At 66.2% G+C, this 17,119-nt stretch carries 17 protein-coding genes and 1 pseudogene; 13 read left to right on the top strand and 5 right to left on the bottom strand.

What is annotated here, in order from left to right:
- Positions 1-67: 67 nt before the first annotated feature.
- Entirely contained in the window at positions 68-643 is a 576-nt protein-coding gene (purN, locus tag J7I89_RS18920) for a phosphoribosylglycinamide formyltransferase (protein WP_214973453.1), read from the bottom strand.
- 39 nt (positions 644-682) lie between these two features.
- On the opposite strand from purN, the gene J7I89_RS18915 reads away from it, so the two are divergent.
- On the top strand, positions 683-1,117 hold the full coding sequence (locus tag J7I89_RS18915; protein WP_214973451.1) for a hypothetical protein: 435 nt from the start codon (positions 683-685) through the stop codon (positions 1,115-1,117).
- Between the two features lie 38 nt (positions 1,118-1,155).
- On the opposite strand, the gene J7I89_RS18910 is transcribed toward J7I89_RS18915, so the two are convergent.
- A complete protein-coding gene (locus J7I89_RS18910) occupies positions 1,156-2,475 on the bottom strand; it encodes a DUF6350 family protein (protein WP_214973449.1) in 1,320 nt (439 codons plus the stop codon).
- A gap of 175 nt (positions 2,476-2,650) precedes the next feature.
- Between J7I89_RS18910 and J7I89_RS18905 the strand changes: the two genes are divergently transcribed.
- A complete protein-coding gene (locus J7I89_RS18905; protein ID WP_214973447.1) occupies positions 2,651-3,112 on the top strand; it encodes a DUF4383 domain-containing protein in 462 nt (153 codons plus the stop codon).
- Between the two features lie 372 nt (positions 3,113-3,484).
- Positions 3,485-3,580, top strand: a pseudogene (locus J7I89_RS25990) (ferredoxin); the annotation flags it as partial.
- 228 nt (positions 3,581-3,808) lie between these two features.
- On the opposite strand, the gene J7I89_RS18895 reads toward J7I89_RS25990, so the two are convergent.
- Positions 3,809-3,988: a hypothetical protein gene (locus tag J7I89_RS18895; protein ID WP_214973445.1), complete on the bottom strand. Its 180-nt coding sequence runs from the start codon at positions 3,986-3,988 to the stop codon at positions 3,809-3,811.
- Between the two features lie 163 nt (positions 3,989-4,151).
- On the opposite strand from J7I89_RS18895, the gene J7I89_RS18890 reads away from it, so the two are divergent.
- Together J7I89_RS18890 and J7I89_RS18885 are read left to right on the top strand one after the other, a co-directional pair.
- Positions 4,152-5,135, top strand: a complete 984-nt coding sequence (locus J7I89_RS18890) for a hypothetical protein (RefSeq protein WP_214973443.1) — start codon at positions 4,152-4,154, stop codon at positions 5,133-5,135.
- 86 nt (positions 5,136-5,221) lie between these two features.
- A complete protein-coding gene (locus J7I89_RS18885; RefSeq protein WP_214973441.1) occupies positions 5,222-5,419 on the top strand; it encodes a hypothetical protein in 198 nt (65 codons plus the stop codon).
- 147 nt (positions 5,420-5,566) lie between these two features.
- Here the strand turns inward: J7I89_RS18885 and J7I89_RS18880 are convergent, their stop codons facing one another.
- Positions 5,567-6,136, bottom strand: coding sequence for a MarR family winged helix-turn-helix transcriptional regulator (locus J7I89_RS18880; RefSeq protein WP_214973439.1), 570 nt, complete (start codon positions 6,134-6,136; stop codon positions 5,567-5,569).
- 322 nt (positions 6,137-6,458) lie between these two features.
- Between J7I89_RS18880 and J7I89_RS18875 the strand changes: the two genes are divergently transcribed.
- The 8 genes from J7I89_RS18875 (at position 6,459) to J7I89_RS18840 (ending at position 15,657) form a co-directional block, all read left to right on the top strand.
- Positions 6,459-7,397, top strand: a complete 939-nt coding sequence (locus J7I89_RS18875) for a hypothetical protein (protein WP_214973437.1) — start codon at positions 6,459-6,461, stop codon at positions 7,395-7,397.
- Positions 7,394-7,816: a phage holin family protein gene (locus J7I89_RS18870; RefSeq protein WP_214973435.1), complete on the top strand. Its 423-nt coding sequence runs from the start codon at positions 7,394-7,396 to the stop codon at positions 7,814-7,816. The genes J7I89_RS18875 and J7I89_RS18870 overlap by 4 nt, the downstream gene beginning before the upstream one ends.
- Entirely contained in the window at positions 7,813-8,409 is a 597-nt protein-coding gene (locus J7I89_RS18865) for a DUF3618 domain-containing protein (RefSeq protein WP_214973433.1), read from the top strand. Before J7I89_RS18870 ends, J7I89_RS18865 begins: the two co-directional genes overlap by 4 nt.
- Positions 8,410-8,775: 366 nt before the next feature.
- Positions 8,776-10,212 carry a flotillin family protein gene (locus tag J7I89_RS18860; protein WP_214973431.1) on the top strand — a complete coding sequence of 479 codons (1,437 nt, stop codon included), beginning with the start codon at positions 8,776-8,778 and terminating at the stop codon, positions 10,210-10,212.
- Positions 10,205-10,450 (top strand): hypothetical protein, encoded by a 246-nt coding sequence (locus J7I89_RS18855; protein WP_214973429.1) that lies wholly within the window; start codon positions 10,205-10,207, stop codon positions 10,448-10,450. The genes J7I89_RS18860 and J7I89_RS18855 overlap by 8 nt, the downstream gene beginning before the upstream one ends.
- Positions 10,451-10,627: 177 nt before the next feature.
- Entirely contained in the window at positions 10,628-11,908 is a 1,281-nt protein-coding gene (locus tag J7I89_RS18850; protein WP_308159965.1) for a glycosyltransferase family 1 protein, read from the top strand.
- Complete coding sequence (locus J7I89_RS18845) at positions 11,905-13,314, top strand: UDP-glucose/GDP-mannose dehydrogenase family protein (protein ID WP_214973428.1); 1,410 nt, start codon at positions 11,905-11,907, stop codon at positions 13,312-13,314. Before J7I89_RS18850 ends, J7I89_RS18845 begins: the two co-directional genes overlap by 4 nt.
- Before the next feature lie 186 nt (positions 13,315-13,500).
- Positions 13,501-15,657 (top strand): bifunctional diguanylate cyclase/phosphodiesterase, encoded by a 2,157-nt coding sequence (locus J7I89_RS18840; RefSeq protein ID WP_214973426.1) that lies wholly within the window; start codon positions 13,501-13,503, stop codon positions 15,655-15,657.
- A 22-nt stretch (positions 15,658-15,679) separates the two neighbouring features.
- On the opposite strand, the gene J7I89_RS18835 is transcribed toward J7I89_RS18840, so the two are convergent.
- Positions 15,680-16,534: an SDR family NAD(P)-dependent oxidoreductase gene (locus J7I89_RS18835; RefSeq protein WP_214973421.1), complete on the bottom strand. Its 855-nt coding sequence runs from the start codon at positions 16,532-16,534 to the stop codon at positions 15,680-15,682.
- Positions 16,535-17,119 lie beyond the last annotated feature (585 nt).

Here is a 17,119-nt window from a genome sequence, read left to right as displayed (position 1 = left end):
CCGCAGCGAACCCAACTGACTGGCAGTTGTGGTCGTTTTGAGGGCTCAAAACGACGTTAAATGCGAGCTAGTTGGGAGAGTGCGCGGCAGCCAGGGACCCGAGCGTGGACACCAGCAGCCGGCGTTCCACCACCTTGATCCGTTCGTGCAGGGTTTCCTCGGTGTCGCCGTCCTCGATGGCCACCGCCTCCTGGGCGATGATGGGCCCGGTGTCCACTCCGGCGTCGGCCCAGTGCACGGTGCAGCCGGTGACCTTCACGCCATAGGCCATGGCATCGCGGACGCCGTGGGCACCGGGGAAGGAAGGCAGGAGGGCAGGGTGGGTGTTGAGGTATTTGCCGTCGAACGCGTCGATGAATTCCGGGCTCACAATCCGCATGAAGCCGGAGGACACCACCACGTCCGGCTGGTATGCCTGCACCGCTTCGGTCAGCGCCGCGTTCCACTCCGCGCGGTCCGCATAGGCCTTGAAGTCCACCACGAACGTGGGAATTCCGGCGGCGGCGGAACGGTCCACGCCGAACGTCCCCGGCCGGTCCGCGCCCACCGCGGCGATCTCCACGTCCAGTTCCCCGGCTTGCACGGCGTCGATGACCGCCTGGAGGTTGGAGCCGGTTCCGGATACGAGGACTACTATGCGCATTGGTCCAGCTTAGGCGGCTGCTCGCGTAGGCTGGAAAACATGAACCCCACCCCGGGCCCGAGCGGGTCCCAGCGGACCAGGCATCAGCTCAGCGATGCCGCAAAATCGTCGCTGCTGAAGACGCACACACTGTTCCGCATGTTCATTGTGGCGGTGATTGGCTCGTTCTTCGTCTTTCAGCTGGACATCGCCTACCTGTGGCTCACGGCCATCCTGACGGCAGCCGGCATTGTCCTGGGAATCATCGTGCTCATCCGCGCCATCAAGCTCAAGGAGTCCAGGCTGGTGCTCTTCGGCACCATCTCCGGCCTGGTGGTGTCCGCCGTGATGGTCCTGATCGTGCTGAGCTCGGCGCTGTTCTATAACCAGGTCCGTGACTACCAGCATTGCGCCCGGCATGCCCTGACCAGCAAGGCCAGCACAGATTGCCGGGTCCAGCTGGAGAACTCGCTGCCCAGCCAGTTCCGCCCGTAACCCTCACCGGGCGGCCGTCCCGCTAACCCTGCGCCGGGCTACTTGCCCTGCACGGCCCCGAGGTCCGCTTCGCGCTGCTGCTGCCGGCGTTCCAGCCACGGCCCCGCCGCGTATCCGACGACGACGCCGATGCCCACTTCCGCTGCCAGCCAGACTGCCGTCCACAACGGGGCGGGGCCGATGTCCGTGAGGCGGCCGATCCCGGCCGATCCACGCGCGATCCAGGCCAGGGCTCCCGCCAGCAGGCCTGCTGCCGCGCCGATGATGATGCCCAGGGCCAGCGTGGACGCGGCTGCGGTGAACCAGCGCGTGCGGACCTTGATGGACAGCCATTCGTCGAAGTGGTTTTCGCCTTCGCGCAGGAACCACCAGCCGGCCAGGACGCCGGCGAGCACGGGCACCACGAGGGCCACGAACCCGAAGTCCAGCGGCCCGGCGGGGATGGCGGCAAACACCGGCACGGAGGGCAGCGGCCCAACGGCCGTGCCGAGCGGACCCACCTGCGATCCTGCGCCGAGCGCAAAGCCCGAGCCGGACACCCAGGCGAGCGCGAACACGGCCAGGTTGGGGATGAAGCCGAGCTGGGCAATGGTGAGGACGGCGCCCCCCATGGCTCCGGCGTCGAGTCCTTCATAAACCGCCACCACGAGGTTCCAGTGGATGAGGAGGTCCACCGCCAGCAGCACCGAGGAAATCGCCAGCGCCGCCATGACCGCCACGAACCCCGCCTTCGCGGAGGAGGCCAGATAGGATCCGGCCCAGCGCGAGTGCTGGCTGGTGCGGGCAATCCAGTCGACGGCGTCGACGCCGATCAGCCGGCTCCAGGATCCGGCCTCGCGCCGTGCGCCGATCACCATGCCCAGGGCAAACGGGACCAGGGGCAGCAGGGCGGCCCACCAAAGGAACACCTCGACCTCGTCCGTCCTGCAGACGAAGCCGGTGCTGATGCCGAAAGCTGCATAGACGAGCCACGAACCCAGCAGCGCCTGCCACAGCTGGTCCGTATAAGAGGCACGGGCGAGGCGCCGGCCGGCGCGCCAGGCCAGCAGGAACGGTATGAGTGTCAGGCCCAGCGGGATGAGCGAGAGCGTTCCCGTTTCCGGCCGGGCCGCGGCGCCTTCGGCAACGGTGGTCAGGTACAGGGGCACGCCGTGGATGACCAGCCACGCCTGGCCGGCCAGGCGCGCCAAGACGTCGAGATGAGTGTCCCGGAAACCGGACGTTGCCCACACTGCCGCGATGGGCGCAATGACCGCCAGAGCGGAAATTATTGCCGCCTGGGCTGACTCCAGCCCGCCCTGCAGCCACAGGGGCATGGGAAGGCCACGGTCTCCGGTCTGATCAGCGCGCAGTTTCATCGTGTTCCATCGTGCCACGGGCGGCCTCGCCCGACCGTTCCGACAGGCTCAATCCCCTGAGAAGACGGCATGGTGAGGGAAATCGGGACGGCCACCAGGCCTGCAACCGTCAGCGCTTTTTCGAGAGTACCGACGTAAAATTATGGTGTCCGCAATCAGTGGTTGGAGGCAGAAAATGACTACCGCATCCCCACATGCACATGGCGTTCACTTTGGTAGGACAGATGTCCAGAACGTCGGCATGGGTGTTGGTATTGTCGCGTTGGTGGCTGGTGTACTGGCTTTTATCCCGGGCATCACCGCACGGTATGGCGAACTGATGTTCCTTGGGCCTGATTCGCACGCCATGTTGTTTGGCCTGTTCCAGGTATCCATTCTGCTCAACATTGTGCAGTTGGTTATCGGCGGAACCGGCTGGGCCATGTCCCGCAGTGAAATGGGTGCGCGCAGGTTCCTCATGGGCGCCGGTGCGCTGTACATCATCCTCAGCATCTACGGGCTCAGTGTCGGAGTTGATTCGGCGGCCAATTTCCTGTCGCTGAACATGACGGACAGCTGGACCCTGCTGGTGGTGGGTGTACTGATGATTGCCGCCGGCTGGATGTTCTCGCGGCATCTGGCCGAGGACAGGAAATAAACCCGGAACGCGAACGCCGGGAACTAGGAGCCGCGAATGAGTAGATATCTAATCTGAATATTCGTACTACCGGTTGGTGCAGGTGACCCGCGCAGATTCGTGGGCAGCTGCACCAGCTCTGTGTCCGGGACGTGCCGGACGGGCACCTCACCGGCTCCACCAAGGTGGCTGGCTCTGCGGCCAGGCCTGCACCGCGACGTCCCGCGTCTACCTCTCCCCCGGCATCCGGTCCGCGTTCCTCACCGAGGGAGCCGCCGCCTACACCGCCGGTGACGGCCTCGACGGCGCCAAGATGGACGCCGTGGTGAGCCGGCAGTTCCGCACTGGACTTCTTCACCTGGGGCAAGACCGTCTACACCGGTGTGTAGGGCCGTGACGTATGTCATCGCGCAGCCCTGCGTGGATGTGAAGGACAAGGCGTGCATCGACGAATGCCCCGTGGACTGCATCTACGAGGGCGAACGATCGGCTCCCCGCAGGGCGCCGCCGGCCTCGGAAACTTGGGCCGGGACCACGCGGTGATAGGGGCGGAACCGCTGCTGGTTGAGCTTGCCGAAACCCCATGAGCCGCCGCTTCCTCAGAGCCCCAACTGGGGAGGCGGCACGTAAAAGGCGGATGCCGTCGTCGTGAATTAATCACGACGGCGGCATCCGCTTTTGCGTCTTTGTCCGGGAACTACGTCCACTCGACGCGTCCTAGAAGCGGATCAAGGAGTACGGCTGGCTCGGCAGATTGCCCGCCGTCCAAGGGCGCTGCGACGGTTCGGCAGGCACGTGGCCGCGTCCCTCGCGCAGGACTTCCCTCACCGTGGCGGCGATGGCCACAACGGCAATTACGGCCAGGATAACCAGGACTAGGACGATCGAACCGGACATTCCTCCAACACCTCTTGTATTAATTTTACGGCGGAGGAGCCGGCGGATCGCTGTCGGCAGGCCATAAATCAGCGGGCCAAACGGCGTTCGAACATTTTTGGTCTGGACGGAACCGGGACCCGGGCATATTCTGGTCTTCCATTGCCTCTGGGGGGTGTATCGAATGGGCGGCAGCAGCATGCGTCTCGTTTGCTCCGCTGCCGTGCGCGCCGTTCTGGTACCCGCGATCGTTGCCTTGGCATGGCTCATCTGGGGAGCAGCCGCCGCGGAGGCATCGGCTTTGGACGCCAAACCCGCCGCAATCGCCGGCACCGCGTCAGCCTCCGGTGCTCCCAGCGCCGCTTCAGACCTCACAACATCGCGGGCCACAAAGCCGTTGCTGGCCGCACGAGTTGTTCCGAGCATCCCCAACCTCACGGCCTCCGTCACCACCACCGTCTCGACTGTGGCAGCCACCACGGCCGGCGACGCAGACTCCGCGGCCGGCACGGCCGACGCCACGCCGGGCATAGTGACCGGAACCACCAACGCCACACTGGGCACCGTGGCCAGCACCGCCGATGCCGTCATCGGCGAGGCGGACGCCGTCGTAACAACGGTGACCGAGACGGCGGCCCCGGTGCTGGCCGAGGTGGACAAAGTCATTGACGTCGTAGAAGGCGCCGTCCACGCTGTGCACCCGGTGATATCAGTGCCGGGCGTGCTGCTTCCGGCCGTTCCCACGCCGCAGCCTGGAGTGACCGTCCCAGGAACAGATCCGGCGCAAGCCGCGCCATCCCTGGGAGCCGACAATAAATCAGAAGGCACGTCACTCGCTCGAGCCACAGGCGGGCAGCCGCTGGATGCGACCGGCCCGTCGCTGGCACAGCTGCAGATGACCACGCCCCATCGCCCCGCGACAGCCAGAGCGGTCCAGGCGGCGCCCGTGGGCCTGCCCCACACCACGCCGCATCAGGAACCCCTCGCGTCCCTTGCCAAGGGCCCGTCCGGATCGTCGTCCTCGGGATCGGAAGGCTCCGGCGCCCAGGCTGCCGATGTTGCAGGATCTTGGAGCGGCATGCACCTCGGTGCCGGTGCACGGACCCATGACGCCAACCAATCCGTTCCTGCCAGCCCTGCCTTCGATCCGGGGTCTTCCCCCGACTGAACAGGTCAGCTCTGCCCTCATCACAGCAGAAATGACCACCTGCGCCATCGGCGTACGGCTCAAAAGTTCAGTCAGGAGAAAATGTCATGTCTACACACACCCAACTGCCCGCTGCCCCGCGTCCTGCCCTGCAATCATCCGGAGCCGTTCGCGGCCGCTCAGCCCAGGCCCGGTCGGGCATCGGCAACTGGCCGGATCCCATGCGGGGCCACATCGGCAACTGGCCCGATCCCATGTCGGGATTCATCGGCTGGTGGCCCCACTCGATGGCCCGGCGGTCCTAGGCAACCCACACACAGGCAGAGCAAGACCACGCAAAGCAGAATCACTCAGATCACAAACACGAAAGACGCTGTACCCGCGCTGCCCAGCGGCGGCGCGGGCACAACGTGGAACTCCGTCAACCCGCTTGAGGCATAGCGCCTGAGGGCTCAGTCCGTCGTGTCCGGCGTCCCGTCAGCGTGCTCTTCCGCCGCGCCCGTGGGCGCGGTGTCACCCGGGTTCTCCGTGCCCGTTGAGCGGTCCGCGTCCGTTGGCGCCACCGTCTCCGACCTCTCCCTGCCCGCCGCACGGGCCTTGTGCGGACCCGGAAAATAACTAATCACCCGTGCCAACTCGCGGCTCAGGATTGCCCCCTCGGCCAGGTTTGAGGGCAGTGCATCTTTTTCTACCTCGCGGGCTGCCGCCAACGCGTCAAGCCCTGCGTCCGTGATGGCCACATCATTGCTGCGCCTGTCGCGGGAACTCGAGGTGCGGGTAACAAGGCCCGCACCTTCAAGCCGCGCCAGCACCCTGCCGAGCGATTGGCTGCGGACTTTGATCTCGGCGGCCAGATGCTCCTGATTGAGGGGCCCCGCTGTGAGCCCCTGAAGGGCGATTACGGCAGCGTGGGTGAGCCCCAGGTCCGCGAGCGCCTGATCCTGGCGGCGCTGGATGAGGCGGGCGGCCATGGACAGCAACTGATGGGGGCCCCACGGCTCAGCGTCAGCGTTCGGGACCATCGGCGTCGTCCTTCTTTCTCAAGTCTGAGTCGGTCGGGAGCCCGGCACTGGTCGCCGGGAAGCGCCCGTTTCACCTTGGAAGCAAGCCTAAGCGACTCGACCGCCGGGGTTCTGGGATGTCAGCGACAGGTACCGTCGACGCCGTCCGTGTCGGCTCCCTCCACCATAAGCATGCTTACCATCCACTGGGCAAGCCTCCCCCAGATTTTTTCGCTAAAATTGCAAAGGGTGCTTACTATTTATTAGTAATCATGCTTACTATTGCATGCCAGCAACGCTGGTTCCTGAAACAGCAGCTGACCTTTTCGGAAAGAGAGCGAAGATGACAGAGAACCAATGGCCGCAGGACGGGAGCCTCACGGTCCCCCCGGCTACGCAGAACTCAACGGCATACGGCTCGGGCGTCTCCGGGAGCCCGGCGTCAGCCTCGAAGACCGACACAGCCAAAGAAGAAGCCGCAATCGTGGCCGGCCAGGCAGCAGGGGCCGCCCAGAACGTGGCAGGAACGGCCAAGGCGGAGGCAGCGAATGTTGCATCCGAAGTGAAGACCAACGCCCGGGATCTTCTGTACCAGGCGAAATCGGACCTCACCAGCCAGGCGGGCACGCAACAGCAGAAAGTCGCCCAGGGACTCCGGAACATCTCCGGCGAACTGAGCAGCATGGCCAGCGCCTCGGACCAGCCCGGTGTCGCATCGGACCTGGTTCGCCAGGCCGCCGATCGCTCACAGGCAATTGCATCCTGGCTGGACAACCGGGACCCGGGATCACTGCTGGACGAGGTTAAGTCCTTTGCGCGCCAGCGCCCCGGTGCATTCCTGCTCATCGCTGCCGGCGCGGGCGTCCTGGCGGGCCGGCTGGGCAGGAGCCTGCAGGCCGGAGCCCCGGCCACCGGTTCGGCAACGGGCACATCCGTGCCGCGTCAGCCGATCCAGCCGCCCGTCGCCGAAGGCACTCTCGGTGCGGGCGCCGGAGAGCCGTTGTATGACCACGCAGAACTCGGAGAGCCGGCCTACACCGTCCCCGCTTACGGTGAACCCGCCAGCGCGGAACCGGCCTATGCTGAGCCGCCGTTCGGCGAACCCGCCCCGGGCGAACCCGCACCTGGCGAGCCGGCCTATGGGGAGCCGGGCTATGGCGAACCGCGGCGGACCAGCGGCACCGGTCCGGCGCCTGGCCAGACTCTGCCGGGGAGCTCCGCATCCGGCGTTCCGCTGCGCGATGATGACCCCCATGCCGAGGGCGAAGGACGACACCTGTGAGCAGCGAAATTCCTTCCACACCCGCACATGCCAAGGCGGACTCCACCTCCCTGGGCGATCTCCTCGCCGAGGTTTCCCGGGACATCTCCACGCTGATGCGCCAGGAACTGGAACTCGCTAAAGCCGAAGCGAAGGAGTCCGCAACCAAGGCCGGCAAGGGCGGCGGCATGCTCGCCGGCGCCGGCGTGGCCGGGCACTTCGTGCTCCTGTTCCTGTCCGTTGCGCTCTGGTACGCGCTGGGCGAGCTGATGGGCCTTGGCTGGTCCGCCGTCGTCGTGGCAGCTATCTGGGGCATCATTGCCGCAGTTCTGGCGTCGATCGGACGCAAGGAACTCAAGGCCATCAAGGGCATGCCCCAGACGGTCGAGACCGTCCAGGAAATCCCGCCCACCCTGAAACCCAATGGAGACCACCGATGAGTGAAAACCCGGACGCCATCCGCGCCGACATCGAAGCAACCCGTGAACGCCTCGGCACCAACGTGGACGCCGTCGCTGACAAAGTGACTCCGTCCAACATCGTCCACAGGCAGACTGACAAGGTCAAGGAAGCCGTCTTCGGAGTGAAGGAGAAAGTCATGGGAGCAGCGGACCACGCTTCAGGCAACGTCCACTCGGCCACCGGCTCAGCCGGATCAACCATCAGCGACGCCGGCTCAGCTATCGGCGATGCGCCGCACAAGGCAGCCGTGAAAACGCAGGGCAATCCCCTTGCTGCGGGGCTGATCGCCTTTGGCGCCGGGCTTCTCGTCTCGTCGCTGATCCCGCCGAGCCAGAAGGAGCGGGAGGCCGCCGACGCCCTGAAGACCGCGGCCGAACCGGTAACTACGCAACTCACCGAGGCCGCAAAGGACGTTGCCCAGGGGCTCAAGGAACCCGCTCAGGAAGCCATGGAAAACGTCAAAGCCACGGCCGCTGACGCCGCCGAGCACGTCAAGGGAGAGGGCCAGGCGGCCGTCTCCGACGTCAAGGGCAGCGCCACGGACGCCACGGACCACGTCCGGAACACCTGAGTCACCCACGACGACGGCCGCCTCGCCTCCGGGCAGGGCGGCCGTTTTCGCGCCCGCCGTTCCGGCTGCCGCCACGGGCTAGTCCCACACGCCCCCTCAGTATCGGGTTCCAGCCGCTGACAGGGAAGTGGACGCGCTCGAGCCGAGCCCCGCCGCAGGCTACTGCCGGGTACATACCCGGATTCAGGATGGCCGAATTGCTGGACTTCTGCGCTCTGACCTGCTCAAACTGTCTATTACAGCTGGGAATCCCGCAGCTTGAGGTTCACCAGCGCTGCTGTTCCCGCACTCTATTCCGCAGGATTCAGCTTCCGGCTTTGGGGGTCTCCCGTTAGGCCTTTTTGATTGCTTTGAAAGGACACGGCCATGGAGAACCTGGCAGCCTTCCTTCCCCTCATTGCCACCATCGCGGCGGTGCTCGGGGGAATTGCGGTTGTTTGGCTGGCGGTAAAGCTGATGTGGAAGGTGGCTGAACCAAACGAAGCACTCATTATTTCCGGGCTGACCCGCGGAACCCTTGAGAACACCGACGGGATGGACTTCAAGATCGTCACGGGCAAAGGCGCCCTGGTGGTCCCCGGGCTGCAGACGGTCAGGACCCTCTCCCTGACGCTGAATGAGACGGAACTCAAAGTCTCCTGTGTCACGTCCCAGGGCATCCAGGTAATCGTGGACGGCGTGGTTATTTACAAAATCGGGGATGCCCCCGCCTTTATCGCCAATGCAGCGAGAAGATTCCTCGGCCAGCAGCCGAAAATGGAAAGCCAGGTGTACAACGTCTTCGAGGGCCACCTGCGGTCAATTATTGGCAGCATGACAGTTGAAGAAATTATCCGCGAGCGCGACAAACTGGCGTCGCAGGTCCGCGGCGCGAGCGGCGTGGAAATGGAGAAGCTCGGCCTGGTGGTTGATTCACTGCAAATCAAGGACCTTCAGGATCCCACCGGATACATTCAAAACATCGCCAAGCCGCACATTGCGCAGGTCAAGATGGAGGCCCGCATCGCCGAGGCCACCAGGAACCGCGAAGCGGCGGAAAAGGAAGCCGAGGCCGCGGCGCAGATTGCCGACGCGCAGAGCGTCTCCGCCATCAAGCAATCCGTGGCGCAGGCCAATGCCGAACGGGCACGGGCCAACGCGGCACAGGCCGGCCCCCTGGCAGACGCAACAGCGCGCCAGCAGGTGGTGGTCCAGGAGACTGAGGTGGCCAAACTCGAGGCGGACCGTGAGGAGCAAAAACTCCAGACCACCATCCGCAAGCCCGCCGACGCCAAGGCCTACGCGCAGCGGACCGAGGCGGAAGCGCAGAAGGCCGCCGACATCAGCGCCGCCGAAGCGAGGGCCAAGCGCACCGAGCTCGAAGCTCAGGCCAACGCCCGGCGGGTGGAAGTCGAGGCGCAGGCCAGCGCCACTGCGGCGGCAGCCATCGCCGGAGCCACCCGCGTGACAGGTGAAGCTGAAGCAGCCGCGACGAAGGCACGCGGTGATGCCGCCGCCTCCGCGATCAAGGCCAAGGCGCTGGCGGAGGCCGACGGCATCAAGGCCCGCGGCGAAGCACTCGAAAGCAACCAGGATGCCGTCATCGCCCAGCAGCTGGCCGAGAACATGCCGGCCATCGTGGCGGCGGCCGCGGAGCCTTTCGGCCATGTGGACCAGCTAACCGTCCTGAACGGCGCCGATGGCCTCAACAGCATGGTCGGCGGAATCCTCTCCCAGGCCGGCACCTTCCTGCCCCGCATATCGTCCGCGCTCAAGAACGGGCAGGATCCGGCCAAACGGCCCCCGAAGACTCCCGGTGCATAGGAATGTGGACCGGAGCCTGACCGGAAAGATCGGCAGGGTCACCGGTTTAATCGGCCCGGGAACCATCGGCGAGGTCATGCTTCCGTACCGGGGTGGAACCAGCGCCTTCCATGCCCACCCGTTCGACAAAGTCAGCGTTTTCGCGGTCGGAGAAAAGGTGCTGGTGATCTACTTCGAACCGCCCCAGACCGTCTACGTGGATCAGCTGCCGGACATCCTCCGGCCGGACGACGGTTGAGCCCGCCGAAAGCAGGCGAACCGACCGCGCTGGTCGAGCCACCAGGGGCTTCAGCCCGGTGACGACACCACAGGGGACCGGCGTATCCATCCCCGCCGCCTTCGTGTTAACCCAACCTTCCCCTCCCGGTAACGCCTGCTCCCCCGCAGTGTCAGACGGCGGGCACACCGTGGAGGTGTGAGGATCGCAATCGTTGCTGAATCATTCCTGCCGCTGATGAACGGGGTTACGCACTCCATCCTGCGGGTGCTGGAGCATCTGCAGGAACGGGGCGATGAAGTGCTGGTGATTGCGCCGTCGACGTCGGACACTGATGTTCTGGACGTCGTGCACGGGGCCTTCGTGCACCGGCTCCCCTCCGTGCCCCTGGCCGGGTACACGAACGTGCGGGTGGCGATGGGCGGTGTGTACCGGGTCAAGCGAATCCTTGCCGATTACGCACCGGACGTGGTCCACCTTGCATCGCCGTTCGTCCTCGGCTGGCGGGCGGCCCAGGCGGCGCATCAGCTGGGCATCCCCACCGTGGCCATCTACCAGACCGAGGTTCCCAGCTACGCCGCACGGTACGGTGTGCCGTTCCTGGAGAACTGGGCCTGGAACCGCGTGGAGAACATCCATCTGCTGGCCTCCCGGACACTGGTGCCGTCCACTTTCGCGCTGAACCAGCTGCGCGGCCGCGGCATTCTGCGGGTGGACATGTGGCGGCGCGGTGTGGACACCGCGCGTTTTTCGCCGGAAAAGCGCGACGACGGCTGGCGGGCTTCCGTGGCGCCCGGCGGTGAGCGGATCATCGGCTATGTGGGCCGGCTGGCGATCGAAAAACAGGTGGAGGACCTGGCCGTGCTGGCCGACGTTCCCGGCACGCGACTGGTGATCGTGGGCGACGGGCCGCAGCGCGCCGCGCTGGAGGAGGCCCTTCCCAACGCGGTGTTTGCCGGTTTCCTCGGCGGCGAGGAGCTGGCCCGGGCCGTGGCGTCCTTCGACCTCTTCGTGCATCCGGGCGCGTTCGAGACCTTCTGCCAGACCATCCAGGAGGCCATGGCATCGGGCGTGCCGGTGGTGGCCACAGGCCGCGGCGGCCCGCTGGATCTCGTGGAGAACTCCCGCACCGGGTGGCTGTACGAGCCGGGTGACCTGGCCGGCCTTCGCCGACACGTCATGGACCTGATGGGCGACGACGCCAAGCGCCGGGCGTTCGCGGCGGCAGCCCACGCTTCGGTACAGGGCCGGACGTGGCCGGCCCTGAGCGCGGAGCTGGTCCGGCACTACAAGGCCGTGATCGCCGGAACCCCGGTGGTTGAGCCTGGGCCCACGCCGGCAGGGTTCCCTGGCCGAGCTTGCGAGGTGAGGGTGCCGGTGGGGAGCGAAACCACCACCGCACATCCGCTCGCTGAGCTCGCCGAAACCGAGTCCGTCCGCGAAACCAAAGCCCGCACCGCCGAAGGAGTCCCCCTGTGAAGATTTCCGTGATCGGCTGCGGCTACCTCGGCGCCGTCCATGCCGCCACCCTCGCGTCCATGGGCCACCCGGTGGTGGGGATCGACGTCGATCCCGCCAAGGTGGACCACCTGGCCCGCGGGTTCGCCCCGTTCTTCGAACCAGGCCTGGATGAGCTTCTCCGTGACGGCCGCGCCACCGGCCGTCTCACCTTCTCCACGGATTTTGCGGACGCCGCGCGCGCCCAGATCCACTTCCTGTGCGTGGGCACTCCGCAGTCCAAGACGTCCGACGGCGCCGACCTCAGCTACCTGGTCACCGCCACCGAAAGTCTCCTTCCGCACCTAAGCCGGGGGTCCGCCGTCGTCGGCAAATCAACGGTGCCGGTGGGCACGGTGGACATGCTCGGAGGGATGCTGGCCGCCCGTCCGGACGTGCTGCTGGGCTGGAACCCGGAGTTCCTGCGGCAGGGCACCGCGGTAAAGGACACGCTGGTGCCGGACCGGCTGGTGTACGGCGTGCGGGACGGCAGGGACGCCGCCTTTGAGCGCGGGAGCGGCCTGGCGCGGGGCGTGACGGCGGTGCTCGACGCCGTCTACGAGCCCCTGCTGCGCGCCGGCATTCCCCGGCTGGTGTGCAATTTCGCCACGGCGGAACTGATCAAGTCGGCGTCGAACGCGTACCTTGCCACGAAGGTCAGCTTCATCAACGCGATGGCGGAACTGTGCGACGCCTCCGGCGCTGACGTGACCGAGCTGAGCGAGGCGATGGGCATGGACCCGCGCATCGGCAACCGGTACCTGCATGCCGGGCTGGGCTTCGGCGGCGGCTGCCTGCCCAAGGACATCCGCAGCTTCCGCGCGCAGGCGCAGGCGCTGGACGTCCGGTCCGTTGACGACTGGATGGGTGTGGTGGACGCGATCAACCTCGGCCAGCGGGCCCGGACCGTGGAGATGGCCCAGGAGCTCTGCGGAGGTTACCTCGCCGGCCGGACCGTGACCGTGCTGGGCGCCGCCTTCAAGCCGGACACTGACGACATCCGCGACTCGCCCGCCCTCGACGTTTCCCTCCAGCTCGCCGCTGCGGGCGCGCACGTGACGGTGACGGATCCGAAGGCCATCAACAACGCGTGGATGCGCTACCCGCAGCTGCGCTTCGAGACCTCCACTCAGCGGGCCCTGGAAGGCGCCGAACTGGTGCTGCTGCTCACCGAATGGGACGAGTACCGCGATCTGTCGCCTGCCGCCGTCGGACGGCTCGTACGACGGCGGGCGATGCTGGACGCACGGAACGTGCTGGACGCTTCGGCATGGCAGGCGGAAGGCTGGACGATCCGCGGGCTCGGGACGAATCCGCTGGCTGAGGTTCCGCAGGCTGAGCCTGCCGCGCCGGTTGAGCCTGCCGAAACCCGGACCGTCCGCAGGTAGAGCCCGCCTGCGCGGGTTGAGCCTGCCGAAACCCGGACCCCGCGGGTTCAGCCAGCCGAAACCAAGTCCACCGATTGGTCGAGCCTGCCATATCCCCGTGGGTCGTTCCGGCGGCACCTAACCTCTATGATTTCCAGAGGGGGGAAGTGCAATGAATAGTTTGTGGTCTCATTTGGTGGTCGGATAATGGCCGCGCCTTCACGCGCCGGTCAGCCGTTGGAAACGGGCTTCGAGTGCGCTTCACTCTTCGAGGCACTGCCGGACGCCGTCCTGGTGGTCAGCGACGCCGGCGTCATCAGCCACGTCAATGCCGCCGCGGAACGGCTGTTCGGGTACGAACGGCACCAGCTTGTTGGTCAGGATTACCGCATGGTCCTGGCCGAGGGTTACCGCAACGGTTTTGATCGGCTCCTCGCCAAGCTCCGCCGCGCCCGGGTACCCGGCAGCGATGACACAGCGCTGGACCCGTTCGAATCCTACGGACTGCGCAGCGACGGCACCGAGTTCCAGGGCGAAGTGGCCTGCTCGCTGCTGCACTCGGACCGGGGCACCTCCGTGGTGGCTTCAGTCCGCGCCACGACCCACCGGCAGGAGTCCGACGCCGGCCTGCGGGAGGCGATGTCGCTGCTCAGCGCCACGTTGGAGTCGACGGCGGACGGCATTCTGGTGGTCGGCAGTGACGGCAACATCGCCGGGCTCAACGATCAGTTCACCTCCATGTGGGGTATCCCCCGCGAACTTCTGGCTATGCACGACGACGCCGCCCTCATGGGCTACGTGCTGGGGCAGCTTTCGGACCCGGCCAGCTTCCTGGAGAAGGTTCAAGAGCTGTATGCCGATCCCACCGCGGAGAGCCACGACGTCCTGGACTTCATTGACGGCCGCACCTTCGAGCGTTACTCGCGGCCGCAGAAGGTGGGCGACACCGTGGTGGGCCGGGTCTGGAGCTTCCGCGATGTCACGCCGCGGCGCCGGGCCCAGGAGCAGGCCAAGCAGGCGATGGCGGAGCTTGCCGAGCAGGCGGCGCAGCTCAAGGCGATGGCCTTCCAGGACCCGCTGACCGGGCTGGCCAACCGCAAGCTGTTCCACGACCAGCTGACGGAAGCGCTCCACGGCGACTGCAGTGCCGCCGTCGACGTCCTCCTCCTGGACTTGGACGATTTCAAGGAGGTCAACGACATCCTGGGCCACCATGCCGGGGACCAGATGCTGGTCGAAGTGGCACGCCGCCTCAGGTCCTGCGTCCGGCCCAACGATACGGTGGCCCGGCTCGGCGGTGATGAGTTCGTGGTGCTCCTGACGGGATCCACGGATGCGGAGATCGTGGCTGAACGCATTGTGGAGTCCCTGAATGTGCCCGTGTGGATCGAAGGATCCATGCTGCGGCCCAGCCTGAGCCTGGGGCTTGCCTCGATGAACGAGGACGCCTTGGCGGCGTCGGAACTGCTGCGCCGCGCGGACGTGGCGATGTACGCGGCGAAGGCGGCGGGCAAGAACCGGTACATGCGCTTCCAGCCTGAGATGATGACCGCGCTCGTGCAGCGCACTGACATGGAAGCCGGCCTGAGGCTCGCCGTCGACGACGGCGAGATCACCGTCAATTTCCAGCCGATCGTTTCGCCGCGGCTGGGTGAGGTGACCCAGTTCGAGGCGCTGGCCCGCTGGGACCGGGACGGCGAGAGGATCCCGCCGTCGCAGTTCATTCCGACGGCGGAGCGCAGCGGGCTGATCTCCACGATGGGCATGCACATGATGCGGGAGAGTTTCACCCAGCTGCGTCCGTGGCTCGCCGGCAGTATGGAACGCTCAGTCGCGGTGAACGTCTCTGGCGTGCAGTTGAGGGAGCGCGATTTCGCCGACTCCGTGCTGCACCTGGCAGAGTCGTGCGGGATGGATCTTCGGCAACTCGTGCTCGAGGTGACCGAGAGTGTCTTCCTCGACCCCGACGCCCACGTGACCCGACAGCTGGAAAGCCTGCGTCACGCCGGCGCGCGGGTTGCGCTCGACGATTTCGGCACCGGCTATTCATCGCTGGGCCGGCTTCAGGACCTGCCTGTGGACGCCGTGAAGATCGACCAGTCCTTTATTTCGATGGTCCGCACGGGCGCGGAGAAGCTGCCCATCCTCAGTTCCATGATCAACATGGCGCATAGCCTTGGCCTGCGGGTCACGGCGGAGGGCGTCGAGACCGCAGCCCAGGCCGCCTACCTGACCGATATGCAGTGCGATTCGCTGCAGGGCTATCTGTTCTCCCATCCGGAGCCCGAGTCCGGGCTGGAGCTGGCCATCCTGCGCTCAGCGGACGCCATCGACGCCCTGGAGGAGCTGCGGCTGAAGCGGTGAGGGCCTCCGCTGGTTGAGCCTGTCAGACGTTGTCCAGCTCAGGCCTTTCCGCCGGCTCGCCGGCGTTCACCATCTCCTCGCTCCTGTCCCACAGCTCCCGCGCGAGATCAGCGTCGTAAGCCTGCTTGTTGGCCTTGGCCAGGGCGCGCTTCGCGTAGTAGGCACCGGGCACCCAGTCCTGTCCCGGTGGGGACGTCGCGAGCCACACCAGCGTGTCGGCGCCCTGCTCCGGGGTCAGCAGGAATCGATTGATGACCGTCTTGTATGCGTGGCGCATCCAGCTGGTGGACTCGGCCGCGAAGTTCGTGGCCACAACGCCGGGGTGGAAGGCCGCCGTTGCAATTCCCGCGCCGCCGAAGCGGTTCTGCAGCTCCGAGGTGAACAGGATGTTCGCCAGCTTGGCAGTTCCATACGCACGGTTGGTTGAGTACGTCCGGGCCGAATTGAGGTCGTCCAGTTCCAGCCTCCCGAACCCGTTGGCCGCACTGGCGGTGTTGATGACCGTGGCGCGGCCTGCCGTGAGGATACCCATCAGCTCGGTGGTGAGCAGGAAGGGTGCCAGATGGTTGATCTGGAAAGTCTTCTCGTAGCCGTCCACAGTGAGCTCGTGCGCGCCCATGATGCCGCCGGCGTTGTTCACCAGGACATCAATCCGCGGGTACTTTTCCTTCAGCGCCACAGCCAGCTCGCGCACCTGCGCCAGCTCGGCGAAATCACTGACGAAGGAGTCGGCACCCAGCTCCGCGGCCACCGCTGCGGTCTTCAGCGGGGAACGCCCGACGACGACGATCCGCTCCCCTGCCTTCGCCAGGTTCCGCGCGGCTGCTGCACCTATGCCGTCGCTGGCTCCGGTGATGACGATGGTGCGCTGGGGCATGAAGTGTGTCCTTTGATAGGAGTCGCTGGTTTGGGCTGGTATGCGCTCTGCCGGTTGAGCCTGTCGAAACCAAAACCAGCCGCAAAGGGACAACGCCCTTAGGCCTCGTTGTGTTCCGGTACCTGGATCTCGACGAGCTCGATCAGCGACCGCCCATTGGTTGAGCTTGTCGGAACCATCTCTCACCTCCTGCACTTCCCACGGCGACGCTCTCTCACTTCCTGCCGGTTCATCACGGACGCTCTCTCCCTTCCTGCCGGATTAGCGCGGGAGCTCTCTCACTCCCTGCGGGATTGGCGCGGGAGCTCTCTCACTCCCTGCGGGATCATCGCGGACGCTCTCTCACTCCCTGCGGGATCATCGCGGACGCTCTCTCGGTTTGGCCGGTGACGACGGCGGGGTGCCGGTCTGGGGGCGCGCCGGCGTTGGGGGTGGTGGGAGCGCGTCACGTTCCGGGCGGCAGGATGTGAGAGAGCGTGCGGTCCTGCGCGGCGGGTGGTGAGAGAGCGTCACGCCAGAACCCGCGGGTGGTGAGAGAGCGTCCGGAAAGTAGTCGCAGGTGCTGGGAGAGCGTGTGGTGGTTGG

Origin of the sequence: Arthrobacter sp. ISL-5, assembly GCF_018613835.1 — a bacterium.
Taxonomy (GTDB): domain Bacteria; phylum Actinomycetota; class Actinomycetes; order Actinomycetales; family Micrococcaceae; genus Arthrobacter.
The sequence above is the reverse complement of the archived record's forward strand: the minus strand, read 5'-3'. Positions and strand labels throughout refer to the sequence as shown.

Bases quoted from the DNA above. Each gene is read 5' to 3' on its own strand.
- J7I89_RS18905 (WP_214973447.1), top strand. From the start codon at position 2,651: ATGACTACCGCATCCCCACATGCACATGGCGTTCACTTTGGTAGGACA.
- J7I89_RS18895 (WP_214973445.1), bottom strand. From the start codon at position 3,988: ATGTCCGGTTCGATCGTCCTAGTCCTGGTTATCCTGGCCGTAATTGCC.
- purN (WP_214973453.1), bottom strand. From the start codon at position 643: ATGCGCATAGTAGTCCTCGTATCCGGAACCGGCTCCAACCTCCAGGCG.
- J7I89_RS18910 (WP_214973449.1), bottom strand. From the start codon at position 2,475: ATGAAACTGCGCGCTGATCAGACCGGAGACCGTGGCCTTCCCATGCCC.
- J7I89_RS18880 (WP_214973439.1), bottom strand. From the start codon at position 6,136: ATGGTCCCGAACGCTGACGCTGAGCCGTGGGGCCCCCATCAGTTGCTG.
- J7I89_RS18860 (WP_214973431.1), top strand. From the start codon at position 8,776: ATGGAGAACCTGGCAGCCTTCCTTCCCCTCATTGCCACCATCGCGGCG.
- J7I89_RS18875 (WP_214973437.1), top strand. From the start codon at position 6,459: ATGACAGAGAACCAATGGCCGCAGGACGGGAGCCTCACGGTCCCCCCG.
- J7I89_RS18890 (WP_214973443.1), top strand. From the start codon at position 4,152: ATGGGCGGCAGCAGCATGCGTCTCGTTTGCTCCGCTGCCGTGCGCGCC.
- J7I89_RS18835 (WP_214973421.1), bottom strand. From the start codon at position 16,534: ATGCCCCAGCGCACCATCGTCATCACCGGAGCCAGCGACGGCATAGGT.
- J7I89_RS18885 (WP_214973441.1), top strand. From the start codon at position 5,222: ATGTCTACACACACCCAACTGCCCGCTGCCCCGCGTCCTGCCCTGCAA.
- J7I89_RS18915 (WP_214973451.1), top strand. From the start codon at position 683: ATGAACCCCACCCCGGGCCCGAGCGGGTCCCAGCGGACCAGGCATCAG.
- J7I89_RS18865 (WP_214973433.1), top strand. From the start codon at position 7,813: ATGAGTGAAAACCCGGACGCCATCCGCGCCGACATCGAAGCAACCCGT.
- J7I89_RS18840 (WP_214973426.1), top strand. From the start codon at position 13,501: ATGGCCGCGCCTTCACGCGCCGGTCAGCCGTTGGAAACGGGCTTCGAG.